Annotated in this window: 25 protein-coding genes; 14 read left to right on the forward strand and 11 right to left on the reverse strand. The window is 52.8% G+C overall.

All coding sequences use genetic code 11. The annotated features are described in order from the left end of the window. The first annotated feature begins 13 nt into the window (after positions 1 to 13). From F7231_RS24235 to F7231_RS24275, 9 genes are all read left to right on the forward strand, one after another. Complete coding sequence (locus F7231_RS24235) at positions 14 to 571, forward strand: DUF4890 domain-containing protein (RefSeq protein ID WP_085413194.1); 558 nt, start codon at positions 14 to 16, stop codon at positions 569 to 571. A gap of 151 nt (positions 572 to 722) precedes the next feature. Then, positions 723 to 1,358 carry a peroxiredoxin gene (locus F7231_RS24240; RefSeq protein WP_085413193.1) on the forward strand — a complete coding sequence of 212 codons (636 nt, stop codon included), beginning with the start codon at positions 723 to 725 and terminating at the stop codon, positions 1,356 to 1,358. 105 nt (positions 1,359 to 1,463) lie between these two features. Further along, positions 1,464 to 1,703: a hypothetical protein gene (locus F7231_RS24245; protein ID WP_085413192.1), complete on the forward strand. Its 240-nt coding sequence runs from the start codon at positions 1,464 to 1,466 to the stop codon at positions 1,701 to 1,703. 175 nt (positions 1,704 to 1,878) lie between these two features. Next, on the forward strand, positions 1,879 to 2,661 hold the full coding sequence (locus tag F7231_RS24250) for a glycoside hydrolase family 25 protein (RefSeq protein ID WP_198172090.1): 783 nt from the start codon (positions 1,879 to 1,881) through the stop codon (positions 2,659 to 2,661). Positions 2,662 to 2,674: 13 nt separating this feature from the next. Then, the gene (locus F7231_RS24255; RefSeq protein ID WP_166693865.1) at positions 2,675 to 3,523 is read left to right on the forward strand and encodes an SMP-30/gluconolactonase/LRE family protein; all 849 of its coding nucleotides are present in this window, start codon (positions 2,675 to 2,677) and stop codon (positions 3,521 to 3,523) included. A 38-nt stretch (positions 3,524 to 3,561) separates the two neighbouring features. Continuing rightward, positions 3,562 to 5,211 (forward strand): glucose-6-phosphate isomerase, encoded by a 1,650-nt coding sequence (gene pgi / locus F7231_RS24260; RefSeq protein ID WP_166693866.1) that lies wholly within the window; start codon positions 3,562 to 3,564, stop codon positions 5,209 to 5,211. Positions 5,212 to 5,298: 87 nt separating this feature from the next. Next, on the forward strand, positions 5,299 to 6,513 hold the full coding sequence (locus F7231_RS24265; protein WP_229370309.1) for a porin family protein: 1,215 nt from the start codon (positions 5,299 to 5,301) through the stop codon (positions 6,511 to 6,513). Between the two features lie 169 nt (positions 6,514 to 6,682). Further along, complete coding sequence (locus F7231_RS24270; RefSeq protein ID WP_085413188.1) at positions 6,683 to 7,687, forward strand: hypothetical protein; 1,005 nt, start codon at positions 6,683 to 6,685, stop codon at positions 7,685 to 7,687. Positions 7,688 to 7,784: 97 nt separating this feature from the next. Next, a complete protein-coding gene (locus F7231_RS24275) occupies positions 7,785 to 8,351 on the forward strand; it encodes a precorrin-2 dehydrogenase/sirohydrochlorin ferrochelatase family protein (RefSeq protein ID WP_166693868.1) in 567 nt (188 codons plus the stop codon). Between the two features lie 111 nt (positions 8,352 to 8,462). On the opposite strand, the gene F7231_RS24280 is transcribed toward F7231_RS24275, so the two are convergent. Both F7231_RS24280 and F7231_RS24285 read right to left on the reverse strand, forming a co-directional pair. Next, the gene (locus F7231_RS24280) at positions 8,463 to 8,861 is read right to left on the reverse strand and encodes a LytR/AlgR family response regulator transcription factor (RefSeq protein ID WP_085413186.1); all 399 of its coding nucleotides are present in this window, start codon (positions 8,859 to 8,861) and stop codon (positions 8,463 to 8,465) included. 149 nt (positions 8,862 to 9,010) lie between these two features. Then, the gene (locus tag F7231_RS24285) at positions 9,011 to 9,355 is read right to left on the reverse strand and encodes a hypothetical protein (RefSeq protein ID WP_085413185.1); all 345 of its coding nucleotides are present in this window, start codon (positions 9,353 to 9,355) and stop codon (positions 9,011 to 9,013) included. A 64-nt stretch (positions 9,356 to 9,419) separates the two neighbouring features. Between F7231_RS24285 and F7231_RS24290 the strand changes: the two genes are divergently transcribed. The 4 genes from F7231_RS24290 (at position 9,420) to F7231_RS24305 (ending at position 13,239) form a co-directional block, all read left to right on the forward strand. After that, positions 9,420 to 9,881: an OsmC family protein gene (locus F7231_RS24290; protein ID WP_229370311.1), complete on the forward strand. Its 462-nt coding sequence runs from the start codon at positions 9,420 to 9,422 to the stop codon at positions 9,879 to 9,881. Between the two features lie 138 nt (positions 9,882 to 10,019). Beyond that, complete coding sequence (locus F7231_RS24295) at positions 10,020 to 10,193, forward strand: hypothetical protein (RefSeq protein WP_166693869.1); 174 nt, start codon at positions 10,020 to 10,022, stop codon at positions 10,191 to 10,193. A gap of 137 nt (positions 10,194 to 10,330) precedes the next feature. Continuing rightward, the gene (gene glgB / locus F7231_RS24300; protein ID WP_166693870.1) at positions 10,331 to 12,319 is read left to right on the forward strand and encodes a 1,4-alpha-glucan branching protein GlgB; all 1,989 of its coding nucleotides are present in this window, start codon (positions 10,331 to 10,333) and stop codon (positions 12,317 to 12,319) included. A 200-nt stretch (positions 12,320 to 12,519) separates the two neighbouring features. Further along, positions 12,520 to 13,239 (forward strand): YqjF family protein, encoded by a 720-nt coding sequence (locus F7231_RS24305; RefSeq protein ID WP_166693871.1) that lies wholly within the window; start codon positions 12,520 to 12,522, stop codon positions 13,237 to 13,239. 232 nt (positions 13,240 to 13,471) lie between these two features. On the opposite strand, the gene F7231_RS24310 is transcribed toward F7231_RS24305, so the two are convergent. The 6 genes from F7231_RS24310 to F7231_RS24335 form a co-directional block, all read right to left on the reverse strand. Next, the gene (locus F7231_RS24310) at positions 13,472 to 14,536 is read right to left on the reverse strand and encodes a glycoside hydrolase family 43 protein (RefSeq protein WP_166693872.1); all 1,065 of its coding nucleotides are present in this window, start codon (positions 14,534 to 14,536) and stop codon (positions 13,472 to 13,474) included. Between the two features lie 108 nt (positions 14,537 to 14,644). Beyond that, positions 14,645 to 16,174, reverse strand: a complete 1,530-nt coding sequence (locus F7231_RS24315; RefSeq protein WP_085413180.1) for a RagB/SusD family nutrient uptake outer membrane protein — start codon at positions 16,172 to 16,174, stop codon at positions 14,645 to 14,647. Between the two features lie 149 nt (positions 16,175 to 16,323). Further along, positions 16,324 to 19,779 (reverse strand): SusC/RagA family TonB-linked outer membrane protein, encoded by a 3,456-nt coding sequence (locus F7231_RS24320; RefSeq protein ID WP_166693873.1) that lies wholly within the window; start codon positions 19,777 to 19,779, stop codon positions 16,324 to 16,326. A gap of 112 nt (positions 19,780 to 19,891) precedes the next feature. Further along, positions 19,892 to 20,947, reverse strand: coding sequence for a FecR family protein (locus F7231_RS24325; RefSeq protein WP_166693874.1), 1,056 nt, complete (start codon positions 20,945 to 20,947; stop codon positions 19,892 to 19,894). Positions 20,948 to 21,063: 116 nt separating this feature from the next. Continuing rightward, positions 21,064 to 21,633 carry an RNA polymerase sigma factor gene (locus F7231_RS24330; RefSeq protein ID WP_310589385.1) on the reverse strand — a complete coding sequence of 190 codons (570 nt, stop codon included), beginning with the start codon at positions 21,631 to 21,633 and terminating at the stop codon, positions 21,064 to 21,066. A 104-nt stretch (positions 21,634 to 21,737) separates the two neighbouring features. Continuing rightward, the gene (locus F7231_RS24335) at positions 21,738 to 22,286 is read right to left on the reverse strand and encodes a hypothetical protein (RefSeq protein ID WP_166693875.1); all 549 of its coding nucleotides are present in this window, start codon (positions 22,284 to 22,286) and stop codon (positions 21,738 to 21,740) included. A gap of 172 nt (positions 22,287 to 22,458) precedes the next feature. On the opposite strand from F7231_RS24335, the gene F7231_RS24340 reads away from it, so the two are divergent. Beyond that, a complete protein-coding gene (locus tag F7231_RS24340) occupies positions 22,459 to 23,325 on the forward strand; it encodes a YitT family protein (protein WP_085413176.1) in 867 nt (288 codons plus the stop codon). Between the two features lie 139 nt (positions 23,326 to 23,464). Here F7231_RS24340 and F7231_RS24345 read toward each other — a convergent pair whose 3' ends face one another. The 3 genes from F7231_RS24345 to F7231_RS24355 form a co-directional block, all read right to left on the reverse strand. Beyond that, positions 23,465 to 23,863 (reverse strand): Hsp20/alpha crystallin family protein, encoded by a 399-nt coding sequence (locus tag F7231_RS24345; RefSeq protein ID WP_085413175.1) that lies wholly within the window; start codon positions 23,861 to 23,863, stop codon positions 23,465 to 23,467. 47 nt (positions 23,864 to 23,910) lie between these two features. After that, positions 23,911 to 24,240: a hypothetical protein gene (locus F7231_RS24350; RefSeq protein WP_085413174.1), complete on the reverse strand. Its 330-nt coding sequence runs from the start codon at positions 24,238 to 24,240 to the stop codon at positions 23,911 to 23,913. A gap of 164 nt (positions 24,241 to 24,404) precedes the next feature. Continuing rightward, positions 24,405 to 24,713: a hypothetical protein gene (locus F7231_RS24355; RefSeq protein WP_085413173.1), complete on the reverse strand. Its 309-nt coding sequence runs from the start codon at positions 24,711 to 24,713 to the stop codon at positions 24,405 to 24,407. Position 24,714: the final 1 nt, after the last annotated feature.

Consider the following 24,714-nt stretch of genomic DNA (forward strand, 5'->3'; position numbering starts at 1 on the left):
AATAACCTAAGTCATGGGCATCTCCCTTTTGGTCAAATCCGTTGCCGGTGCAACGTGCTTACTCGTTCTAACAACGGCCAGCTACGGCCAATATGGTGGAGGCTACGGCGGAGGTTATGGCGGCGGTGGCTATGGGAATGGAATGGGCGGTATGGGACGTGGCATGGCCGGATCAGGCGCTAACTTCAAACCATCGATGCCCAATATTGCGGGTGAGCTGGCGGCCAAGGAAACGAAGTGGATGAAAGAACACTTGGACTTGACAAAAGACCAGGCCAAAAGCATCAAGACGCTGAACAATGACTACGCCAAACTTCAGCAAGAAGCGATCAAGGAAATTGTTGGTGCCGACGGCGGAAAATCGAATCCGAACGCCCGGCAGCAGGTGCAAGACGCCATGATCATGTATAATGAAGAAAAGGAAGACAAATTCAAAGCTATTCTGACAAAGGAACAGTGGGTGATGTACCAAACCAAGAAGCCTGATATGCAGCGCGAAATTGGCGGTTTCCGTCCACCGACACCTAAAGAATTAATGAAGGTCGATTCGGCCGCAACTACCAAACAGTAGGTCAGGTACGTACCCAACGGTCGTTTATCGGAACCCTTTCCGCCCCGCACATTGTTACCAGCACACATGAGAACCGGCAACCAAGCCGGTTTTTCAGTTTACTTACTACTCTATTTACTCGATCGAATAAACACACTAAACTGTCCAATCCATGTCACTCCGATTAGGCGATATCGCCCCTGATTTCACAGCCAACACAACTGAAGGTCCTATTCATTTCCACGAATGGCTTGGTAATTCATGGGGCATGATTTTTTCACATCCAGCCGATTTTACACCTGTTTGCACCACCGAATTGGGCCGCACCGCGCAGTTGAGCGATGAGTTTGCCAAGCGGGGTGTTAAGGTAATTGCCGTGAGCGTTGACCCACTCGATCAGCATCACGAATGGGTAAAAGACATTAATGAAGTAAACAACACAACGGTCAATTTCCCGCTCATTGCCGACGAAAACCGTGAGGTTGCTACCCTGTACGACATGATTCACCCGAACGCCAGCGAGAAGGCAACGGTACGGTCGGTGTTCATTATTGGGCCCGACAAAAAAATAAAGCTGACCCTTACGTACCCAGCCTCGACTGGCCGGAATTTCTTCGAGATCCTGCGCGTCATCGACTCGCTGCAACTGACAGCCAACTATTCGGTGGCAACCCCCGCCGACTGGCAAGAAGGTGAAGATGTGATTGTTACGCCTGCTGTAACGAACGATCAGCTCGAAGAGAAATTCCCTAAAGGAGTCACGTTTGTGAAGCCATATCTGCGGAAAACGCCTCAACCAAACAAATAGGAAACGGCCCGTTGGGTTCTCGCATGGGGTATTTTTGAAAACCTTTGCCGGTCGGTTACGTTTGACAGTACGTATACGTATTACCAAACAAAACAACTCAACGACATGCCTAAGAATTTGAATCCCCAACACGACGAAGGCCCAGTAGCAGAGGCCATTGAACAACAGACCGCTAAACTTCCCTCTGACCTATTTTTGTGGGGTGGTATGGGCTCATTAGCCACGGCTGCTGCCTGTTTTGCCACTGGCAAACGGCACGAAGCCCTGCTGATTGGCCAGTGGGCAGCTCCCCTCCTCATTCTCGGCCTGTATAACAAGCTGGTGAAACTGGAAGGATCAAACTAAAAACTAGTTTTTGGTTTGATGGTTGGGGCTTGACGTCGTGCTGCTGGTTCGCTATTGAGCAACGTAACGTCAAACCACAATCATCAAATTGGTTTTCCAAAAATGGCAGCGGCAGCGTCTTCGGGCGTTGCCGTTGCCATTTTTGTATGTTTGCAATCCAATTTACCCATCGTTCATGAAAGCACTCGTTCTGCTCCGATTCATCTATCATCAGTACAAACGGCTGATCTGGCTGGGTGCAGGTACGTTACTGGTTGGGGCACTACTCTGGAAACTGACCCGCCCGGCCGATGTAATGGAATGGCGTTTTGTTGACGGATACGGCGTAAAATTTCCATTGCGTTACACGGTCCACGGGCTTGACGTATCGCGACACAACAACCGCATTAACTGGGATCGGGTAGCGGCCATGAACGAGCAGGACGTGCGCATGCAGTTTGTGTTTATCAAAGCCACTGAAGGCGCTACATTGGGCGATCCCACGTTTACCAAAAACTGGAAAGAAGCCAAACGCGTAGGCATTCGCCGGGGTGCGTACCACTTCTATCACCCTACCCGCGACCCCATTAAACAGGCCGCCAACTTCATTAAACGGGTTTCTTTGAAAACGGGTGACTTTGGCCCCGTGCTTGATTTTGAGGTCACAAACGGGGTAGCTGACGACAAAATTATCGCTGATCTGCACCTGTTTCTCGATGCGCTGGAAGAAGAGTACAATGTCCGGCCCATCATTTATACAAACCCCAGCCTGTATAAGCGGTTTATCAAAGACAATTTCGATGTATACCCCCTCTGGATCGCCGATTATTCTAAATCGAACCTGAATCGGTACGACCCCGACAAACTGTATATCTGGCAGCATAACAAAAGCGGCTGGGTAAAGGGAATTCGTGGGTTTGTCGACCTCAACACGTTTGTGATGGACCCAGACCGGATGGACGAACTATGCATTGACTAACCTATTTTAGCGCATGCAGATAAACTCTTTTTTCGCAGGAAATCTGCAACTGGGAGAAGGTATTTACTATGACCAGCGGCACAATCATGTGTGGTGGGTCGATATTTTGGAGCGGCGCGTGTACCGCTCGAGCACCGACGGTAGCGACCTTCAGGTATGGCAAACGCCCGAACTGGTTGGCTTTGTGTTACCGCATCCCGATGGAGTACGTTACTGGCTGGGCTTGAAATCTGGACCGCACGCCGCCTTTCTGCGCGACCAGCAACCACCCGAACTTGAGCGCCTGGATACGGTAGATACCGATTCACCACAGATTCGGGTCAACGACGGCAGCCTGTCGGCCGACGGGCAGTCGCTTTTCGTGACAACGATGGATATGGAGGTGAAGCATCCCCTTGGCCGGGTTCTTTGCTACAGCCAGCAGGGGAAAGCCACCGAACTATCGACTAACTTTCTGATTAGCAATGGCCCGGCGGTCTCAGCGACCGACCAGGTTATTTATGTAGCCGAATCGGAAGGACATGCGGGTCGACAGAAGGGCGTGTATCAGATTGAGCTAAACGCAGCTACCCCTATTGAAATGTTACTAATCGAGTGGCCTTTTGGAGGCTCGCCGGATGGCGTATCGATGGACGCCTCAGGTACGTTGTGGATAGGCGAGTATGGCACAAACTGCATCCGGCAATTTACCACGCAGGGCAGCCTGCTTCGTACCATCGAGCTACCGGCGCTAAATGTTACTAAAGTAGCTTCAGTAGGCAATCAACTCTATGTAACATCGGCGGCAGACGGCATTTCCGACGATCAGCGCCGTCAATTCCCGATGACTGGACACGTGCTGGTGCTTGATGGCGTAGAATAAACGTCGATATTCGCACAGCTTTTTAATTGACTACAACCATGCTGACAAATCACCCCTTCCTGGCTCTTCCCGCCTTCGCGCAACTGAAAGCCCATTTTGAGGCTACCGAATCAACGCACATGCGCGATTTATTTGCCGATGATCCAGAGCGATTCAACCAGTTTTCGCTCCGCTTCGAGGATATGCTGGTCGATTTCTCGAAGAACCGCGTAACGGCCGAAACCATGAACCTGCTTCGCCAGCTGGCCGAACAGGCAGGCATTAATGACGCAATTGGCAAGATGTTCACCGGCGACAAAATTAACGGTACAGAAGGCCGCGCGGTGTTGCACGTGGCCTTGCGTAACCGTGCTAATACGCCGATTATGGTAGATGGAGAAGACGTGATGCCGGGCATCAACTCGGTACTCGATCACATGCGCGACTTTTCAGAGCAGCTGGGTTCAGGTACGTGGAAAGGCCATACCGGCGAAGCCATTACCGACATCGTAAACATTGGTATTGGCGGGTCAGATCTGGGACCGGTCATGGTAACCGAAGCCCTGAAACCGTATGCTCGCCCTAACCTGCGGGTTCACTTTGTATCGAACGTAGATGGCGTTCATATCTACGAAACCCTACAACAGATACGTCCCGAAACGACGCTGTTCATGATTGCGTCTAAAACGTTTACCACTCAGGAAACCATGACCAACGCCAACTCGGCGCGGCAGTGGTTTCTCGATAATGGCGGCACGACCGAAGGCATTGCCCGACACTTTGTGGCTATCTCGACCAATGAGCAGGCAGTAACAGCTTTTGGGATCGATGCAGCCAATATGTTTGGCTTCTGGGATTGGGTTGGTGGTCGTTATTCGCTCTGGTCGGCTATCGGTTTATCAATTGCGTGCTACATCGGTTTCGACAATTTTGCTGATCTGCTGGCGGGTGGGCATGCCATGGACGAGCACTTCCGGGATACAACGCTGGAGCAGAACATACCTGTTACATTGGCCTTGCTGGGTATCTGGTACAACAACTTCTACGGAGCGCAGTCGCAGGCCATTCTGCCATACGATCAATACATGCACCGGTTTGCGGCTTACTTCCAACAAGGTGATATGGAAAGCAACGGCAAATCAGTTGACCGTTACGGTCAACCGGTTGATTACCAAACCGGTCCAATCATTTGGGGCGAGCCTGGCACTAACGGACAACATGCGTTTTACCAGCTTATACACCAGGGTACCAAGCTAATTCCCTGTGATTTTATCGCTCCCGCGGTTAGTCAGCGGCCACTTGGCAACCACCATATGTTACTGTTGTCAAACTTTTTTGCGCAGACAGAAGCACTGATGAATGGTAAAACAGAACAGGAGGCTGCTGACGAGTTACAGAAGGCGGGCAAGACAGCAGCTGAAATTGCGCAGATTGCACCGTTCAAAGCGTTCTCCGGAAATCGACCAACCAACTCGTTTCTGCTCAAGCAACTGACCCCCAGAGCCTTAGGAAGCCTAATTGCGATGTACGAACACAAGATTTTCACGCAGGGTGTGATCTGGAATATCTTTAGTTTCGACCAGTGGGGTGTTGAACTAGGAAAGCAACTAGCCAGTAAAATTCTGCCTGAGTTAGAGGCTGATACCCCTGTTACCAGCCATGACAGTTCGACTAATGGTCTGATTAACATGTATAAGCAAATGCGGTAACAAAAAAACAATCTAACAACCCTATAGGTTAAAGAGGCGTGGTTCACACCACGCCTTTTTTAGTGTCCAACAAAAAACGTTATGAAAATGAATAAGGTACTTCTAGCTGTCGGCTTACTGTCGGCAGGCGTGGCCTTCGGCCAGAACCAGACGACCAGGACGTCGTCAACGACAACAAGCACGTCGAACTATAACTCGTCAAATACAAACAACGAGAATAGCCGCAACGCAACAATGGGAACCAACAGCAGCACAAACCGGCCTACCTCGACCACAGGTACGCCGTACAGCAGCGGTTCAACAACAGGTAGCAGCATGGGTACGTCGGGTATGTCGACGGGTTCATACAGCAACTCATCAGCCACAGGCAGCTACAACAGCACCGGTATGGGTACTGGCACTGCATCAGGTTCATACAGTGGTTCGTCAACTTCGGGCAGCTACAACAGCAATGGTATGGGTACTGGCACATCGACCACGGGTAGCTACAACTCAAATAGTATGGGAACGGGTACGTCGACCACGACACCATCAACCAATGGCAGCTACAACTCAAATAGTATGGGAACGGGTACGTCGACCACTACGCCCTCAACCAATGGTAGCTACAATACCAACAGCATGGGTAACGGCACATCTGCAACGACCCCAACAACAACAGATACGTATAACTCGGGAGCTGCCACCAACGGATCAACAGTTACGACAAACAGCACGTATTCAACTGAAACAACAGCACGTCCAGCACGCACCAACGATTACAAGAACTTTGCATATGGTATTTACGCTGGTGTAAACACAACTCGTTTCCGGGGTGAAAGCATCAACGCAGAGAATCCATCAGGTCGCTTAGGCTATCAGGCTGGTTTCTTCGTGCGGGGTGGTGGTCGTTTGTTTGGCCAAATCGGCGCTGAGTATTTTGCTTCTAGCTCAAACTACTTCCGTCCAAATGATGGTCAATCGGCAGCCGCCATTCGTGACCAGATCAACATCCGGTACATCCAGGTGCCTGTATACATTGGTTACAAACTGACCGAATCAGATCGTGGTATTTCAGCCATTCGTGTGCAAGCTGGTGTAGAATATGCAAACCGCATTAGCTCAACGAGTGGCCAGTTTAACTTGAGTGATTCAGAAATTAAGAGTGGTTCATTCAATGCACTTGGCCAGTTAGGCTTCGACATGGGTCCATTCCTGATTGACTTGACTTATCACCATGGCTTGAGCAACGCCGTACAGATCACCAATTTCCAGGGATCGTCACGTCGTATTCTGAGCGCCAGTGTTGGCTTTAAATTCTAGAGTGCAGTCCTAGATGAGTGCCGCTGTTGCTTAGGCAGCAGTTAGTGATGGCCATCCCTGAGCAGGATGGCCATTTTTTTTATTTCTATAGGACAGATAGACAATTATACGAACAATCCCGCAAGACGCCGGTTTTAGAAAATAAACAAGCTTACCAACTCAACAGATTATGAAAAAGAAAGTACGGGCCATTGCACTGGTTGCCTTCTCCCTGGGAGCAGGTATGCTGGGGGCCAACACCGCTGCTGCGCAGCGCTACGACGATAACCGACTGGAAGATCGCCGCCGGGTTGAAGACCAATACAATCGTCGCGATGACCGGCGTGATGATCGTCTCAGCGACCGGGAACGTGAACTGCGCGACAGGGACCGCCAGCTTAGAGACCGCGATCTGGAATTGCGTCGTGATGACCGCCGCGGTAATGACGTTGATGCGCGCATTGACAGCCGCCGTGAATTTCGCAGCCGCCAGTCGAGCGATTCACGCTATGATAATGACTACCGCGACCGCAGTTCGGGTAGACAGTACAGCATCGATGACTTGAGCAAAGCCTATGACGAAGGCTTCGACGATGGGCAGAAATCGATCGAAAAGAAAACAAAACAGGATCGTCGAGACAACTACAAAAACTTTACGTTTGGTATTTACGGTGGGGCTAACTCAACCCGTTTTGAGGGAGAATCACTGGACGCTGAAGGCAATGCCACTGGTCTGGCAGGCCGGTTAGGTTATCAGCTTGGCTTTTTCGTACGGGGCGGAGGCCGTTTCTACGGTCAGATCGGTGCTGAATACCTGACATCGAGTTCTGAGTTCTACCGGTCGGGCGATGGCACCACGCCAGGCGGCATTATTTCGAACGTCGATCAGAAGTACCTGCACGTACCTGCCTACGTAGGTATCAAACTGGCGCAGTCAGAACGGGGCGTGTCGGGTATCCGGTTACAGGTTGGTGCCGAGTTTGCCACTCCCCTGGCTGGTAATAACAGCGTTCTGAACCTGCAACGTAGCGACTTTAACGATGCTACGCTGAATGGTCTGGCCAACATTGGTTTCGACGCGGGCCCACTGTTCCTGGATTTCGTTTATCACCACGGTTTCCAGAATGTCTTGCGCGATAATACCTCGAACTCACAACGTCGGATTCTGGGCGTAAATCTGGGCTTTAAGTTTTAAGTCAACAGTACGGTCAGTATCCGGCCGGAAACATGAAACCTGAATTCAAATCGGGTGGTTCAACAGGCAGACAAGCTTGCTGAACCACCCGATTTGCATGAATACCCTCTTCCCTATTTTCGTTAAGTTAGACCAGTTGCAAACCCTGATCGTTGGGGGTGGGTACGTTGGTTTAGAGAAGCTAACGGCTGTGCTGGCTAATTCTCCTGATGCTCCCGTTACGCTGGTTGCCCCGGAGATTCGTGCTGAAATTCATGAACTAGCCAAGCAACACCAAGCAGTGACCCTGGTGGTTGCCACCTACCGACCCGATTTCCTGGACGGGAAAGATATCGTCATTGTTGGTACCAATGACAAGGAGGTAAACCGGCAGGTACAGGCCGATTGTAAAGCCCGAAAAATTCTGGTGAATGTGGCCGATACCCCGCCGCTTTGCGATTTCTACCTGAGTTCGGTCGTAAAAAAAGGCGATTTGAAGATCGCCATTTCTACAAACGGTAAATCGCCAACTTTCGCCAAGCGGTTTCGGGAGGTGCTGGAGGAAATGCTTCCCGACTCACTCCAGGAGACCCTGGATAACCTGACCGCCATCAGGAAGCAGTTGACCGGCGATTTCCAGGCTAAAATGGACCGCCTCAACGAAATTACAAACGTATTGAAATGAGCTTATATGCTTCAGTTGTCAAGCCTCTTGATCCAAAGGCTCCACTACATCTACATTCGTTAGTGTAGCAGAGCCCTTGAACCAGGAGAATTGACACTTCTATGGTTTGCACTAATTCATCTGCGTATGGGCGTCAACCATTCGTTTAATGGTTGTCCAGCGGCGCCGGGAGATTGGGAGCCGCTCGCCGGTGGTCAGCACTACGTAAGCACTTGACAATTCGCGCTCAACGCCAACGATATAACGGGCATTGACCAGGCAATTGCGGTGTAAACGCAGGAAGAATTGGTTCGGCAGTTTAGGCTCGTAAAATTTAAGTGTACGGGGCATCAGCATCCGCTTCCCATCTTTCCAGTTCAGCCAGGTGTAGTTGGTTTCTGACTGAAGGTAAACCAGATTGGCAACAGAGAATGATTGCTGACCGCACTCGCGTTGATAAAGCCGGAGCGAAGGCCATTCATCAAAACCGATCCGATTTGCAGCATGGTTAGAGACAGTAGAAGTAGCCATGTTAGTTATCAGTATTAGTAAGCTGGTTAAATAGATGTGTCAAATCTATAGCGAACCTGAACTGAAAGCTAGGCAGCATACCGCTCTTGTAGGCTGTTGCGGATATGTGGTATGCAAACGCGGCTAGTTTGTATGCCAAAAGCACCCCGCTAGAACGAGAGCCAGTTTGGAAGGGTGGGCGATTTGTGGCCCAGCACAACAAAATAGATTAGTCCGGCAAGCAGACAGTAGCCAATAGCCAGCCACTTTTTCTTCTGCATGAAGAGGGCTGTGTTATGATGATAGTCATATACCATTGAGGCGGTTAAGCCACTAATCATCATAAAGAAAGACAGGATGCCCAAATCAGTCCGGTAGAAGCGTAAACTGGCCATGATTGGTGCACCGGCCATGATATACAGCAGCCAGCAGCCGAAGCCCGTCCGGTAGAGATAGACACTCAGGCGGGGGTCATTCTTTAAGTCGAATAAGTCATTGGAAACTTTTTCGGACATGCGCTTTGTCTGTTTAACAAATTGAAGATACGTTCTTTTTACGATTGTGTCAAAACCGTTACCTATGAAAACCACTGATGCTACCGCAGTAGCCCCCACGTATAACACCATGACGGTCGATTTAGTCCGCGTGGATGATGCCTTTCATTTTGCTGCTACGGGCGTCTCCAACGTCACCGTCGATATCGACGGATCGACGGACATTGGGGGGCACAACGCAGGAGCCAGGCCAATGGAAATGCTATTGATGGGCCTGGCGGGTTGCAGTGCCATTGATGTCATAGTGATTCTGAATAAACAAAAGCAGGTCATCGACGACTTCAAAATCCAGGTACGTGGTCAGCGGGAAGCGGGTGCCACACCAGCGCCGTTCAACTCAATTCATATCGAATATCGACTAAAAGGCAGCCTGGACGAAGCAAAAGTGCGTCGCGCCATTGACCTGTCGATGGACAAATACTGCTCTGCCACCGCACAGCTTCGCCCCACCGCCGATATCAGCTGGTCACTGGTGCTGGAGAACTAGCTTGAGGTTTAGGGTTTGAGGTTGCGCTGTTAGTCAGCGAGATGGTGAGTCAGCAGCGCAACCTCAAACCCTAGACCTGCCCCCGTTTTCTGGTCCAGATTTTGTAGGTTATTGGCTGAACTAAACCAACTACTTACCATGAAAACTGTAATGATGGGCCTGGCCCTGGTTGCTACCTTGTCGTCTGCTTCATTTGCCGGTGATACCAGTAAAGCGAAGAAAGAGAAAAAAACGAAAGCTGAACAGTGCGAGAAAAAATGTGAGAAAGCGTCGGGTGGCCCATCGTGCTGCATGAAAAAAGCACAGGTCTAATCGATCTGAATACGCGCCCGAGAGGCCCACTATGTAGTTTGCCACTGACCGCAAATTATGTAGTGGGCCTTTTGCGTTGGTTTTTACTAACTTTCAAGCGCCTAACGTGTTCCTTTTCTAAGCACATTAATCAACCTATGGCCAAGCGCAAAACTACCGCGGCGGCGGATAATACCCCTACCCTTCCAGAACCAACTCCTGTTGAACAGCCAATCCAAACACCAACAGGCGCCTATTCTCGATTCACGGACCTTGACATTCACCTTTTTCGGGAAGGCACTCATTCCAAGCTTTACGAAAAATTCGGTTCACACGTAGTAACCCACCAGGGGGTGGTAGGTACCTACTTTGCCGTTTGGGCACCGTCGGCCAAATACGTGGCTATAATCGGTGATTTCAACGGCTGGGATCGGGGCAGTGCTCCCATGAACGTTCGCTGGGATTCGTCGGGCATCTGGGAGACGTTTGTCCCAAACATCGGCAACGGAGAGACGTATAAGTATTTTATCGTACACGAAGGCGGTCGTGAGCTTGAAAAAGGCGATCCGTACGCCCACTTGTGGGAGGTGCCACCCCTCACGGCGTCGCGCGTATGGGATACGTACTACGAGTGGAATGACCACGAGTGGATGTCGACGAGGGCCGAAAAAAATGGCCTGAACAAGCCCGTATCTACCTACGAGGTGCATATGGCTTCCTGGCGGCGCGACCCATCGAATCCGGAGCGGGAGCTAACCTACGGCGAAATTGCCGACGCCCTCGTTCCTTATGTACAGGAGATGGGCTTCACGCATGTTGAATTCATGCCAGTGATGCAATACCCCTATGCGCCTTCATGGGGCTATCAGGTAACGGGCTACTACGCACCAAGTAGCCGCTTTGGACACCCGCAGGACTTCATGCGGATGGTGGAGCGCCTGCACCAGGCGGGTATCGGCGTTATTCTCGACTGGGTGCCGGCTCACTTCCCCGGCGATGCACACGGCCTCTATGAATTCGATGGCACGCACCTATATGAACATCCCGACCCACGCAAGGGTTACCACCCCGACTGGAAATCGTATATCTTCAACTACGGTCGTCCGGAGGTACGTTCATTCCTGCTTAGCAACGCCATGTTCTGGCTCGACCGCTGCCACGCCGATGGACTGCGAGTAGATGCCGTAGCGTCGATGCTGTACCTCGATTACTCACGTAACGCGGGCGAATGGGAGCCTAACATCTATGGTGGCCGGGAAAACTTGGATGCTATCTCGCTCTTTAAGGAAATCAACGAAGCGGTTTATCGCGAGTTCCCGGACATTCAGATGGTGGCCGAGGAGTCAACGGCGTTTCCGGGCGTGTCACGGCCAATCTATACGGGTGGCCTTGGCTTCGGTATGAAGTGGATGATGGGCTGGATGAACGATACGCTGCGGTATTTCGAGCGCGAGCCAATCAACCGCAAGTACCATCAGAACGAACTGACGTTCAGCACGATATACGGCTTTTCAGAAAACTACGTGTTGCCGCTTTCGCACGATGAAGTGGTATATGGCAAGCATTCTCTGGTGAGCAAAATGCCGGGCGACGAGTGGCAACGGTTTGCCAATCTGCGGTTGCTGTACACGTACATGTTTACCCATTTCGGCACAAAGCTGCTGTTTATGGGCGGTGAATTCGGACAAACCTCGGAGTGGAACTTTGAGCGTAGCCTCGATTGGCATCTGCTCGACTTTGCCCCGCATAAAGGCATAGCCGAGTGCGTGAAAGCCCTGAACCAACTCTACCGCACCGAACCAGCCATGTATGAGCGGAGCTTCAGTGCCGATGGCTTTCAATGGATCGACACCACCGACCACGAAAACAGTGTGGTAACGTACCTGCGCCGGGGTGAGAAACCAGAGGAAACGCTGATCATTGCCCTAAACATGACGCCTGTGCCCCGACCCGGTTACCGGATGGGCGTACCATCGACGGGTTTTTATGGCGAGATCTTCAACTCCGATAAAGCTGACTTCTACGGTAGTGGGCTGTTAAACGCTGAGCCAATTCACACTGAAGATGCGCCGATGCACGGTCAGCCGTACGCCTTACCGGTTACGCTGCCACCGCTAGCCGGCGTGGTACTAAAGTGGATTGAGTAAGTCAACCAGCACAGTTAAGCAAACAGCCCGGCGAGATACATTCTTGCCGGGCTGTTTCAGTTTAATGCATCGCCGATAATGTAGCTATCGATCCATCTACTATGGACGAAACAAGCGGCCTGGCAGGGCATCATTCGGGGAACAGATGAACGATCTAGTATACGCATCGTTACATTGCTAAACCGTTCATCAACCACCGTATGGCTACCACCTTCTTGACCGCCGAATGGCGAAACCTGATTTTTGCTAATTATGCCATCGACCGCGACGTGCTGGCGCCGTTGGTTCCCTATGGTACTGAGCTTGACGAGTTCAACGGCGTTTGCTATGGCAGTCTCGTCGGCTTTTACTTTCAGAAAGTGAAGCTACTGGGTCAGCTATCGGTACCGTTCCACCGAGAGTTTGAGGAGTTTAATCTGCGATTCTATGTACGGCGTAAAACCGATACCGGCTGGAAACGGGGCGTTGTGTTTGTGAAAGAGATCGTACCAAAACTAGCCATTACCCTAGTAGCCAAAACCCTGTATGGTGAGCCCTACGCCACGCACCCAATGCGGCACAGCCTGACTCAAACCGGCGACACCCAGCATATCAGCTACGAATGGAAAGTAGACCGCGACTGGAATCATATCCGCGTGAGCGCCGACCTGTTGGGCCAACCGTTGGTAGCCGATAGCGAAGAGGCCTTCATTACCGAGCATTACTGGGGATATACCGGCCGGGGCGCAGGCAAGACGTCGGAGTATGAGGTGGTTCACCCGCAATGGAAAATCCATACCGTATCCGATTACGACGTCAACTGCAACATACCCCGCCTATACGGGCCAACGTTTGCGCCGTTTTTCGAGAAGCCACCCAGTTCCGTTTTTCTGGCCGACGGTTCGGCCGTAGCCATCAAATCAGGCGCGGCCGTGGTGTAACAGCCAATGCTTGTTCTGCCTAGCTATAGGCAACTGCTTTACCAGCATAAAGCCAAACTGGCCACCCTTCTATGTACTTACAGAATGGTGGCCAGCCAGTACAACAGCCGTTATCCGATTGAACAAACAGCCAGCGTCAGCATCTTCATGTAGTTTACTGGTATCTACGAACCATGATATATGCAGGCTCTGAGCCGTCATAGGTACGTTTAAACCAGCTAGGTGTCAGGCTTTATTCACCCGCCGGACGTTTGATGTATTCGGCCACGGGCAGCGGCGTCCCAAAGTTGGGCGTGCCGTCGGTGCGGTAGGTGAAGGGCTGCATCCGGATTGACCGGAAATCGCCGCAACCTTGTCCCGACGCGGCGTTGGCGTGGTAGATGATCCAGTTTTCGGTACCGTCGACTGACTTAAAAAAGCCGTTATGCCCTACGCCGTAGGTACCACCGCCTGCATTTGGCCCAAAGACAGGTGTAGCCGATTTAGTCCAGCTGGCGGGGTCAAGCAGGTTCGCCGTTGTGTTGGCCGTTAGCTGGCCCAGGTTATACAAATCAGTGCCGCAGAAGCTGGCCGAATAGACCAGAAACACCTTGTTGCCATTGACTAGAAACTCCGGCCCCTCATTGACGCCGAACCCCTGTTTTTCCCAGGAATAGTCGGGAGCCGACACACGTACCCGCGCTCCGGGCGCTACCGTGTACGGATTCGTTAGCTGGCAGATATACAGGTATTGCGCGCCACCCAGGTCATTCTCCCAGCCCGACCAGGCAAAATAGAGCTGGTTGTTCAGATTGAGCAGTGTTCCGTCGATAGCCCACTTGTTTTCGGGCAGGGCCAACTGGCCACGATCTACCCACGTACCGGTAGTTGGGTCGGCAGCTTCGTTTTCCAGCACATACATCCGGTGATTTCGGTCCTGCCCATCGTCGGCTGTATAGTAGATGTACCATTTCCCGTTGACGTTGAACAGCTCGGGAGCCCAGATGTTCCGCGAATTAGGGCCACTGGCGGGGGGTGTCCAGACGGTAACGGGGCGGGACTGATCGAGCCGGCTCATGGTGCTGGTCTTATAAATCCGAAGATTACCGCCGGTTGTGTGCATCACATAGTAAAACCCGTCTTTCTGCGCTACCCAGGGGTCGGGACCAACGGGCAAAATCGGATTCCTGAACTTACCAACGGTATCGACCGTCACCACGGGCGGCGTTGGCGTTACCGGCCCGTTGGTTGTTGATTTACAGCTATACCCACCAACAAAGCAAATCAGGATAAGCGCTGAAAAGAGTGTATTTCTCATAGTTGGCGTAAAGAAGGGTTCCACCTAGAAACGCGGAGCTACAGAGTTATTATTTTCTATTGAAGAAAACTCTGTAGCTCCGCGTTTCTAGGTGGAACCCTTCTTTGTTTAGTAATTCGGATTTTGAGCCAGGTTGGGGTTCAGGTCGCGATCGATCTGCGGAATGGGCAACACCTCGTGTTTACCAACTACGAAGTTACGGAAACCAGGGTCGCGTTGCGCCAGGCCTGGGCCCAGATCGCCCCATCGGGCCAGGTCGTTCCAGCGGTGCCCTTCGCCCGACAGTTCGGTAACGCGCTCATGCTTGAGCTGCGTCAGGAACTGAGCCTGCGATAAGCCCGGACGGGCCACCGTGAGCGTTGGTAAACCTGCCCGCGCACGTACCTGATCTACATAGGCATACGCCTGCGCAGTTTTGCCCGTCGCATTCAGCGCTTCGGCATACATGAGCAGCACGTCTGAATACCGGATGTAACGCCAGTTGTTGGGCGAGCGGTAGCCCTCTTCATTCTTCCAGTGGTCGTTCTGGAACTTCCGGAACCACACCCGCTTGCTGTCGCCGCCGGTACCGTACCGTTGCGCGAACGTCCGTCCATAAATCTGGGTAAAGGCCGGCCCGCGCACATCCGTCGAGTCGAACAGGAACGATGCTTCCAGACGAGGGTCACGGGCACCAGTAGTGGTTCGTTCGTTGAATTCGTAGATCGGCCAGCGGTTCGCTTCACCATCTGACCAACCGACTCCCGACGGGCCAAAAAACTGCGCCACCGACGTGCCATAGTTGTGGTTGGGGTCTTGCGTATCATCATCCGTGAACTCGGCGGGGTTCAGCGCAAACTGAATTTCGAATACCGACTCGCGGTTGTTTTCCGACGTAATCAGGAAGTTGTCGCGGTAGGTAGGCATCAGCGAGTACACGCTTTTCCCCTCCCCGTCGGCCAGCCATTGCAGCGGCACCAGCGCTTCGGTGTATTTACGCTGCTGCATCTGGGCTTTGGCCAGCAGCGCATACGCCGCGCCTTTGGTAGCCCGGCCCAGATCGGCCGTTCCGTAGGTCGCTGGCAACACCGCCGCTGCCTCGGTCAGGTCTCTCTCGATTTGCGCCCAGATCTCGGTTTGCGGAGCCGACGTTGGTTTGTCGCCTGCCACCGCAACGCCGGTAATCAGCGGAACGCTACCATACAGCGTAACCAGCTGGTAATAAAACAGCGCACGCATAAACTTGGCTTCGCCGAGGTACCGATTTTTCAGGGTGGCGTCCATGGTAATACCAGGTACGTTGTTGATGACCTGATTGGCCCGGTTCACCCCGATGAAATTATCGCGCCAGACCGTGTAGCCAAAATCCAGGTTGGTATCCGTGATCTGAAACTGATCGGCATTATTGGGGATGGGCGCATACGGACTCTGACTCCGCCCCTCGTCGGACCGGATGATGTAGAAGAACGGCACCCAGCGCGAGGTACCTTCCCGGTGCATGGTGCTATAAATGGCGTTTACCCCGGCCAGTGCATCAGCGCCCGACTTCCAAAACGACTCAGTCGTGATCTGGTTTGGGTTCACTATATCCAGGTTCTGTCGGCAACCGACCAGCAGCGTTGTTGCTGCCAGCCCTACGCCAATGAGTATGTTTTTCATGGTAGTTGTTGACCTCACCCCCAGCCCCTCCCCTTAAACAAGGAGAGGGGGGCCTCTTTAGCGTAGGCTTCGCCAACATGCGGAGCTACACCGAAGCGCCTCCCCTCCCTTGTTTAAGGGGAGGGGCCGGGGGTGGGGTCGTTTATAAATTAAAAATCACCAGTGATACCGACCGAAATTACCCGTGGTGACGGATAGTGGCCATTATCGACACCCCGCTCCTGAATATTGGCACCTGTCACATCCGGGTCAAGGCCCGTGTACTTCGTTACTGTGAAAAGGTTTTGTCCACTTACGTACACCCGCGCATTGCGCACCTTCGCGCGGCTTAGCAACGGTGCTGGCAGTGTGTAACCCAGTTCAATGTTACGAATCCGGCCGTACGACGCGTTTTCGAGCCAGCGATCGGTGTAGGCCAGGTTGTTGCTCTGAATGCCCAGATCGTCGTTTTGCAGCCCGATTCGCGGGTCCGATGTGTTGGTATTCGTTGGCGACCAGGGGCTGACATCGCGGCGGAAGTTAGTATTCTGGTAGCCATCAAGGCCAGCCCGCACACTGTTGTACACCGTATACCCAAATACGCCAACCAACTGCACATTCAGGCTAAACCCTTTATAGCTGGCATTGCCCTGCAGGCCAGCCTGTAGCGTTGGCCAGGGTGAACCCACATACTGCCGGTCGTCAACGTTGATCGTACCGTTGCCGTCAGTATCAACGTACCTGATATCACCGGGTTTGGCGTTGGGCTGAATCCGCGTGCCATCACGATTAACGTAGGCATCGATCTCACCCTGATTCTGGAAGATACCGGCGGTTTTCAGCACAAACCACTGACCTACTGACTGACCCACCTGCGAACGGGTGTTACCACTCTGGATATAGTTGATGTTCAGCCCCTGGTTACCTACGTTCTCGATCCGGTTTTTAATCGTTGTGAAGTTGCCCGATACATCCCATTTCACAGCCTTGCTATTGTCGCGGTACGTCAGCGCTAACTCAACGCCCCGGTTCCGGATCGACGCCGTGTTCACGAACGGATCGCCGCGGAGGTTACCCAGATAGCCCGGCACCCGCAGGTTCAGAATGGCATCTGTCGAGAGCGAATTATACACGTTGATCTCGGTTGAAATGCGGTTATTCAGGAAGCTGGCCGTCAGCCCGATGTTTTGCTGGGTACGTTCCTCCCACCGCAAATCGGGGTTAGCCAATTGCGCCTGGTACGCCCCTACGTTGGGGGTTTGGTCGACACCGAAAATGGCGCGGGGGTTACTGTTGATGAAGGCCGTGTACGGGAACGAACCCAGTGTTGGCACCACAATACCCAGTTTGCCGTACGAGGCGCTCAGTTTCAGATCCGAAATCCAGCCAACGTTGAAAAACTCTTCCTGACTGATGCGCCAGGCAGCCGCGACCGACGGGAAGAAACCGACCCGATAATTGGCCCCAAACCGCGAGTCCTGATCTACCCGGCCCGTCAGGGTAAGCAGATACCGATCGTTATAGGCGTAATTGACCCGGCCGATATAGCCCAGAATCGAATACTTGTCGGGCGTAGCTCCGCCCGAATTCGAGACACCCGTAGCCGCATTAATGGTCTCGAAATACTGCCCACCCGATTGCGCCAGATTCGTCCGTGAACCCGACGTTATATCGCGCTGCGTATTCTGCTGGCTGACACCCAACACGCCATTGATGCTGTGCGCCCCAAACGTGCGGTTGAAATTCAGCGTGTGCTCGAACAGCGTGCTGGTAAACCGTGATCGATCTTCACCGATCGAACTAGGCACCGGAGCCGCACTGTATTGATACACACCGATTTTGCGGAGGTTCTGCGTATAGTCGAAGCTGGCTTCCAGACCGGCGTTAAAGCGATACGTCAGTCCGTCCAGAATCTTGACATCGACAAACGCGTTACCCACGATCTTGGCAAAGTTGCTCTTGTTGGTTACCAGATTCCGGGCCGCTACAGGGTTGTAAGCATACGAAATAGCGTCGGGGATCGTACCGATACCGTAGCCTTCGGGGTTCGTGGCGTTAACGTACCTGGGGTCCTGCACCGGAATGACGGGCAGCATGTAGGCCATGTCGTAAATGGGATTGATGTAGCCCGGCGGATTCTGAATGTTTGAATTCGTCAGCACCATGTTTTCCCCAACCGTAACCCGGCCAATCTGGCTGCGAGTGTTTATCCGGGCACTAACCCGGTCGAAGCCTGTTCCCTGCACGTAGCCTTTGTTGTTGAAATAGCTACCCGATACCAGGTACGAACTGCTGGCGTTTCCGCCCGACAAGGTCAGGTTATAGTCTTGCAGGTTACCCGTTTGCAACACCTGATCCTGCCAGTTCGTGTTTATCAACTGATTGTCAGGCACGTTGATGCTACCCGGAATTGGCTGGCCTGAGTTGCGGTACTGATCGCGTTGCAGGGCTGCAAAGCCCTGTGCGTCCGTAACATCCCAGCGGCGGTATAGACTCTGCGCGCCGTATTTGGCCGAAAACGACACCTTCACCGGCCCTTCTTTGCCCTGTTTCGTAGTGATAATAATAACGCCATTGGCTGCCCGTGAGCCGTAAATAGCCGCCGCCGATGCATCTTTCAACACCTGAATCGACTCAATATCATTGGTGTTGATCGTCGGATTGGCATCGGCAATCATGCCATCGATGATGTAGAGCGGATCGGTATTCAGGAAGCTGGCCACCCCCCGGATCTGGATCGACGAGCCCTGACCGGGCAAACCCGTGTTGCGCACCGTTACCCCCGGCGACAGACCCTGAATCGATTCTGCGAGGGAGTTGGCGGTTACCCGGTTCGACTGCGTAGGGCTGATTACGTCGGTAGCGCCGGTCAGGTCTTTCTTCCGAACAGTTTGGTACCCAATGACTACCACTTCGTTCAGCGTGCGGTCGTCGGGTACCAGCTTCACGTTGATTACCGCCTGGTCACCAATCGTAATATCCTGCGTGGTGTAACCCACGCTGCTCACCGTCAGCGTAGTTGCATTGTCGCTGGCGTTGATCACGAAATTACCGTCGGCATCGGTGGTGGCGCCGTTTGTGGTCCCTTTTTCGATGACGTTGGCCCCCGGTAGTCCGGCGTTATTTTCGTCGGTTATCCGACCCGTAATCCGCTTAACGACCGCCTCACTGACCGGCGCCCCCACCACGTCGGCGGTCCCCCGTCCGGAGCGATCCGTGGCTGGATTGGCTAAAGGGGTGGCCGTAACCGGTTTGGGAGCAGGCGCAGCCTGAATGACGAAGAGGTTGTCTTTGATCTTTCGAAACCGCAATCCCTGTCCCGCCAGCGTATTGATCAGCGTCTGCTCCAGGGTGTTTCCCGTCAGCTCGGCATCGACCAACCGCCCATTGATCAGTTGCTCGTCATACGCGAAGTTGACGCCATACTTTCGCTCTATATCTGACAAGGCCTTTTTCAGCGATCGCGTCCGATTCAGGCGAATGTCGTCGTTCTGTGCGTCGAGGTGCAGCGTAGTGCTCCTGCTCGGCGTGTTGGCCCGTGTCATCATCTGTGCAGCAGCCAGATGAGGCACGCTGTACAGACTAAGGCCAACCAGCACAGATAAGGTAACGTACCTATTCTTCATGGTTTTGGATGATTAAAATAACGTTGATCAATTCAGTAGAATAAACCAATCAAACAACTCGATTTGATACAACTGTGCACTAGCGATCGACCAGCCAAAAGCCGCCGACCCGTTACTTATTTTTACGGAGATACACGGTACTACTGTCACGCTCGACCGTCAGATCGAAGGTGGCAGCCAGCGCCAGTAACAGGGTTTCTACGTCCTGACTCGACAGGTTGCCCGTAAACTGCCGGCTAGCCAGGGCTTCGTCATCAAACACCAGCGTTAGGCCGTAGGCATCGCTGAGTTGTTGCCCAACCTGGCGCAGGGGGGTTCTGTCAAACATAAATTGTTTCTGGGTCCAGGCCGTCTGCACATCAGGGAGCGTTTGTTGCAGGGCCACCTGCTCAATACCCGGACGAGCCGTGGCTACTTGCCCCGGTTTCAGCTCCAGCACGGTAGCTTTTTTGTTGCCCGGCCGAATCAACTGCACCTTGCCTTCTACCAGCGTTACGTCGGTCTGGCCCCGGCGTGAGTTTACGTTGAACTGCGTGCCCAACACCTGCACATCCAGACCTGGCGTGTGGGTTACAAACTTTATCCGCTGCCCGGCCACCGCCTGCCTGGTCACAGTAAAGAAGCCCTCTCCGTCCAGCCATACCTCGCGCGCCTGATTGGCCGCCCAGTCGTCGCGGTAGGTCAACGTCGAATTGCCGTTTAGCTGTACGGTTGAACCATCGGGCAACACCAGAGTACGCGTCTCGCCAAAGGCAGTATGCTCTTCATGTCGATGCCGGCTTTCGCGGATATACCAGCCAGTAGCCAACGTACCCAGTAGGCCAGCTACAGCGGCGGCTACTTTCCAGCTTCCGAATCGCTGCCAAACCGACCGGCTAGCAGCCAACGCCAATACGGGCGTAAACTGCGCTGCATGGGCTTCGTCGAGCAAGGCCCAGATTCGCTCATAACTCGCGTCGGTGAGGTCGTCGTAGTTGGTACGCAGGTGTAAAAGCAGGGAAGCCGCATCATCAACAACGAGTTGCTTTTCCGGATGGCGCAGCATAAACGTATGCCAGAACGACATCGTCGCCTCGTCAGGCTGGAGCACCCACCGACGAAAGGACTCGTCAAGGACAAAATCCCGTAGGGTAAACTGCGAATAGTCGGATGGTAGATCGTGAGGCATTGGCTGGTCCGGTAGTCCGGGCGATTTCTTACAGAAGAAATCACAGCCTCATATTATCCCTCACGAATGCAACTATTTCTCAGGATAAAAATAAAGCGCGCACGCATGCATCCACTTTACAGCAGAAGTAGCATCAGCACACTGTTGCCCACGCGCTTTTGGAGCGCGGCAATGGCCTTGTAGATGATTTTATAGGCCGACGACTGTTCGATATTCATTACCCCTGCAATCTCTTCGTAACTGAGGTTATCGAAGTATTTCAGGAAAAGCGCCTCTTTCTGCCGGGGCGGCAGGGCGTTCAGTTCAACCAGTAACGCAGCCGATTGCTCAGCCGAGATCTGCGAATCGAGCCAGGTGGGTTCGTAGTGGAACTCTACCTGAAAGTCGAGGGCATCGGGGTCTGGATCGAATCGTTGTTCGGCCTGCAACCGCCGCACAATCTCGCGGCGAAGGGAACGCATCAGGTAAAACTTGATGGAGTCGGTCCGGCCCAACCGGGTGCGGGTTTCCAGGATGGTTAGGAACAGGTCTTGTAGGCAATCTTCGACAAGCTGCCTGTTCTGGGCAATTTTGTAGCCATAGTTATACAGCGTTTTAGCGTACCGCTCATACATACACGCGTAGGCCTCGCGGTTGCCCGTCAAAAAATCATCCCAGAGTGCAGCGTCGGAAGAGTAGGTGTACACGCTTAACAGGTATCTATCAGTGTTGAGCAAGTCTGTAAAGGTGTAACTATTTCATTACCGAATTGGTCCCGTGTCTCAACAAATAGCTCAAGTATAGAACGTACCTAGAGGCGCACTGAGACATTCTCCTGTACATGAGCGGGCGTATCGTCCAGCGTTTTCAGGTATTCCTCGCGTTGTTTGAGTTGCAGCTTCAACGCGGCAATTTCGGCCGTAAGCCGTTGCCATTCAGCATCCTGCGAGTAATCGTAGGTGACCCGTTTGGTAATCTGAACGCTGGCGGTAGTGTAGCTGATCGTGTTGTTCCGAACAATCGGATCGTCGGCAAGCTCGTCTGTTTCGCTGAGCGACGTGGCCGAACTCGTTGGCATGGGCAGAAACGTGACGGATGCTTCGGCATCCTCATTCAGGGGCGGCACGGTTGGTTGCTGCGTAATGGCCCGAAGTTCCTGCGCCTGGGCGACGCTGTGGTTTTTCAGGCGGGCAATGATCGTTTTGATGTATACCTCGTACCGCTTCATCTCCACATAGGTCTTCAGCAGGTCATAGTTGCCGCTGTCAATAATTTGCTGCCCGTGGTCGGATGCCAGACGAACGATGGCGGTTTTCGAAAGGGTTCGGTCGAGCGTACCGATCGGTTGAATAAGGCCCATACTGGTGACTATTTTATGCGAGATAAGTATGTCTAATATACGCCGGGAAAGTACGACTGCCAAGCCTAATTTCGGTTCATTCGGGCAGCTTGCCAACGATTTATCCCGTATCGCGTTAGTTAAATAGGGGGTTACCAAACCCACTTTATTTTCAACTAGCTTACTTACTATCATGCCAATACATCCACCAACCCATTATGTCCGCGACGCGGCGTTTATTATTGCCGGAATACTCAGCGTTGGCTTTGGCCTAAAAGGTTTTTTGCTGTCCAGCCAGTTTATCGACGGCGGTGTTACGGGTATTTCCATGCTGCTCTCTTCATTATTGGGCATACCACTCGCCGTTGGCATTGTGGTCATTAACCTGCCCTTTATCTGGCTCGGTTACCGGCAAATCGGTCGGGCCTTTGCCATAAAAAGTACGTTAGGTATCGCTGGTTTATCAGCTTGCCTGGTTTTCGTGCCCTACCCCGACGTAACGCCTGATTTGCTCTTGACGGCCCTGTTTGGCGGTTTCTTTATTGGCGCGGGCATCGGTCTATCCATGCGGGGCGGGGCTGTGCTGGACGGCACCGAAGTGGCAGCGCTGGTTATCAGCCGTCAGGCGGCCACCATGAAGGTGAGTGATGTCATTCTGCTCCTCAACGTCTTTATTTTCGGTGCGGCCGCCTTCTTCCTCACGATTGAACTGGCGCTGTATTCGATGATCACTTACTTCGCGGCCTCAAAAACCATCGACTTCATCGTGCATGGTATCGACGAATACACTGCCATTCTGGTTGTCTCAAAAGACTATACTGCCATTCGGGAAGAGCTCTCAACTGCGGGCTGGGGCGTAACCGTCCTGAAAGGGGCTCAGGGGCATGGCAAGCGAGGCAACATGCCGGAAGATGTCGACGTACTATACGTGGTCATTACCCGGCTCGAAATCAGTCGCCTTCGCAGTCTGATTCTGGCTATTGACGAAAAGGCATTCCTGATTCAATACCCGGTCGATGACGTAGTTGGCGGGCGAATAAAAAGCCTGCCGCTCCATTAATAACTGAACGTGTCCTCCATCCGTTGTCTTTCGTCCTTCGTGACGCTGCCAGGGTACGATGCGTACCTGAACAAAGCAACAGAGGACGTCAGCCAACGGATGGAGGACACATTTACGATTACGACTAGCCAGGCTACGCTTAACTCACGTTCACAACCTGCTCAGGTTTTTTGGGCACGGTAAGCACCAGTACGCCGTTTTCCTGCTTGGCCGTGATCCCCGCCGTATCGACGCGGTTGCTTAGGGGAAGTGTGCGCTCAAACGATTTCAACGGGTACTCCTGTAGCAGGAAAGCGGGGTCGGTAGCGGGATCGTGTGCACGGGTACCCTGAATAATGAGCTGGTCGTGCAACACGCTGATCTTGATATCAGCCTTGTCGAAACTGACCGCATACAGCATAATTCGGTAGTGATCGCCATGATCTTCTACGTTCATGGGCACGTTATGCTTTGGCCGACGCCAACCTCCGAAAAAAGGCCGAATAAATTGCGCAAATGGGTTGCCATGCTGCTGATGGCGATGTTGGTGATGATACATGTTTTTGTTGTTTAAGTTGACTGGATACTCACTGGGTACATTGCCCGTTACAGCACAAAATCTTCGCTGTTATCGCCAAACGGCTTCAGGTGAATGGTGCGCTGCGGCTGGTTTTTTTGCGTATACGCGGCATACTCGGCATCACTCATGGTACGGATTCGGTCTGTAAACTCCATCCGGCGAGCCTGCCATGGACTACCCCAGGTAGCCGCTGACTGGCTACTCGATCCGCCACCAAAAGCCCGGCGACCGATGAAGCGCAGGGCTCCACCCACGAACAGTCCGAACAAGGCTAGTTTTAAGAAGAAAAATGGGAAGGCAATCAACGCCGCGCCAAACGCGATGGCGGGCAACAGGAAGCGAGGCATGCGATTCATAATCAGGTTGACAGCCGGGGTTATAAACGGCTTCAACCAGGATGACGCACAAGTCGGGGAATTACTTTAAAAAAGTTTGACGTTTTTTTTGACGTCTTAATTTACCCTGTTTATCAATGGGTTAACTCCTCAGTAGCGCAACATCAACCGACAAACATCAAACCTTAAATCCGTTTTCGCCACTGTTCGCGGAAGCGGGCTTTCTCTTCGTCGCTCATCTGTTGCCATTTCGCTTTCCAGGCAGATCGGGTGCCCTGACCCCACCCCGGACGGCCGCGACCGGGCCAGTTACCAAACAACAGTCGGCTGAGCAGCATCAGTCCGGCGGCTTGCCAGAACGTGACCGGACGTACCTGGACTACCTCGACCAGGACGTGATTCCAGAGCCACATGACCGCTGCCGAGAGCAACGAGGCGCTGAGCAGCACGAAGAAGGGTATCCAGATGAAGCGGCGTTTGGGTCCGTAGCGCATG

The sequence above is a fragment of the Fibrivirga algicola genome (assembly GCF_011742925.1).
Classification (GTDB): domain Bacteria; phylum Bacteroidota; class Bacteroidia; order Cytophagales; family Spirosomataceae; genus Fibrella; species Fibrella algicola.

What these genes read in the sequence shown, in the direction of transcription:
- F7231_RS24265 (WP_229370309.1), top strand. Translation starts at nt 5,299, where the DNA reads ATGAATAAGGTACTTCTAGCTGTCGGCTTACTGTCGGCAGGCGTGGCC.
- F7231_RS24320 (WP_166693873.1), bottom strand. Translation starts at nt 19,779, where the DNA reads ATGAAGAATAGGTACGTTACCTTATCTGTGCTGGTTGGCCTTAGTCTG.
- F7231_RS24245 (WP_085413192.1), top strand. Translation starts at nt 1,464, where the DNA reads ATGCCTAAGAATTTGAATCCCCAACACGACGAAGGCCCAGTAGCAGAG.
- glgB (WP_166693870.1), top strand. Translation starts at nt 10,331, where the DNA reads ATGGCCAAGCGCAAAACTACCGCGGCGGCGGATAATACCCCTACCCTT.
- F7231_RS24290 (WP_229370311.1), top strand. Translation starts at nt 9,420, where the DNA reads ATGAAAACCACTGATGCTACCGCAGTAGCCCCCACGTATAACACCATG.
- pgi (WP_166693866.1), top strand. Translation starts at nt 3,562, where the DNA reads ATGCTGACAAATCACCCCTTCCTGGCTCTTCCCGCCTTCGCGCAACTG.
- F7231_RS24270 (WP_085413188.1), top strand. Translation starts at nt 6,683, where the DNA reads ATGAAAAAGAAAGTACGGGCCATTGCACTGGTTGCCTTCTCCCTGGGA.
- F7231_RS24240 (WP_085413193.1), top strand. Translation starts at nt 723, where the DNA reads ATGTCACTCCGATTAGGCGATATCGCCCCTGATTTCACAGCCAACACA.
- F7231_RS24250 (WP_198172090.1), top strand. Translation starts at nt 1,879, where the DNA reads ATGAAAGCACTCGTTCTGCTCCGATTCATCTATCATCAGTACAAACGG.
- F7231_RS24340 (WP_085413176.1), top strand. Translation starts at nt 22,459, where the DNA reads ATGCCAATACATCCACCAACCCATTATGTCCGCGACGCGGCGTTTATT.
- F7231_RS24350 (WP_085413174.1), bottom strand. Translation starts at nt 24,240, where the DNA reads ATGAATCGCATGCCTCGCTTCCTGTTGCCCGCCATCGCGTTTGGCGCG.
- F7231_RS24295 (WP_166693869.1), top strand. Translation starts at nt 10,020, where the DNA reads ATGAAAACTGTAATGATGGGCCTGGCCCTGGTTGCTACCTTGTCGTCT.
- F7231_RS24280 (WP_085413186.1), bottom strand. Translation starts at nt 8,861, where the DNA reads ATGGCTACTTCTACTGTCTCTAACCATGCTGCAAATCGGATCGGTTTT.
- F7231_RS24235 (WP_085413194.1), top strand. Translation starts at nt 14, where the DNA reads ATGGGCATCTCCCTTTTGGTCAAATCCGTTGCCGGTGCAACGTGCTTA.
- F7231_RS24255 (WP_166693865.1), top strand. Translation starts at nt 2,675, where the DNA reads ATGCAGATAAACTCTTTTTTCGCAGGAAATCTGCAACTGGGAGAAGGT.
- F7231_RS24355 (WP_085413173.1), bottom strand. Translation starts at nt 24,713, where the DNA reads ATGCGCTACGGACCCAAACGCCGCTTCATCTGGATACCCTTCTTCGTG.
- F7231_RS24335 (WP_166693875.1), bottom strand. Translation starts at nt 22,286, where the DNA reads ATGGGCCTTATTCAACCGATCGGTACGCTCGACCGAACCCTTTCGAAA.
- F7231_RS24305 (WP_166693871.1), top strand. Translation starts at nt 12,520, where the DNA reads ATGGCTACCACCTTCTTGACCGCCGAATGGCGAAACCTGATTTTTGCT.
- F7231_RS24310 (WP_166693872.1), bottom strand. Translation starts at nt 14,536, where the DNA reads ATGAGAAATACACTCTTTTCAGCGCTTATCCTGATTTGCTTTGTTGGT.
- F7231_RS24345 (WP_085413175.1), bottom strand. Translation starts at nt 23,863, where the DNA reads ATGTATCATCACCAACATCGCCATCAGCAGCATGGCAACCCATTTGCG.
- F7231_RS24315 (WP_085413180.1), bottom strand. Translation starts at nt 16,174, where the DNA reads ATGAAAAACATACTCATTGGCGTAGGGCTGGCAGCAACAACGCTGCTG.
- F7231_RS24285 (WP_085413185.1), bottom strand. Translation starts at nt 9,355, where the DNA reads ATGTCCGAAAAAGTTTCCAATGACTTATTCGACTTAAAGAATGACCCC.
- F7231_RS24275 (WP_166693868.1), top strand. Translation starts at nt 7,785, where the DNA reads ATGAATACCCTCTTCCCTATTTTCGTTAAGTTAGACCAGTTGCAAACC.
- F7231_RS24325 (WP_166693874.1), bottom strand. Translation starts at nt 20,947, where the DNA reads ATGCCTCACGATCTACCATCCGACTATTCGCAGTTTACCCTACGGGAT.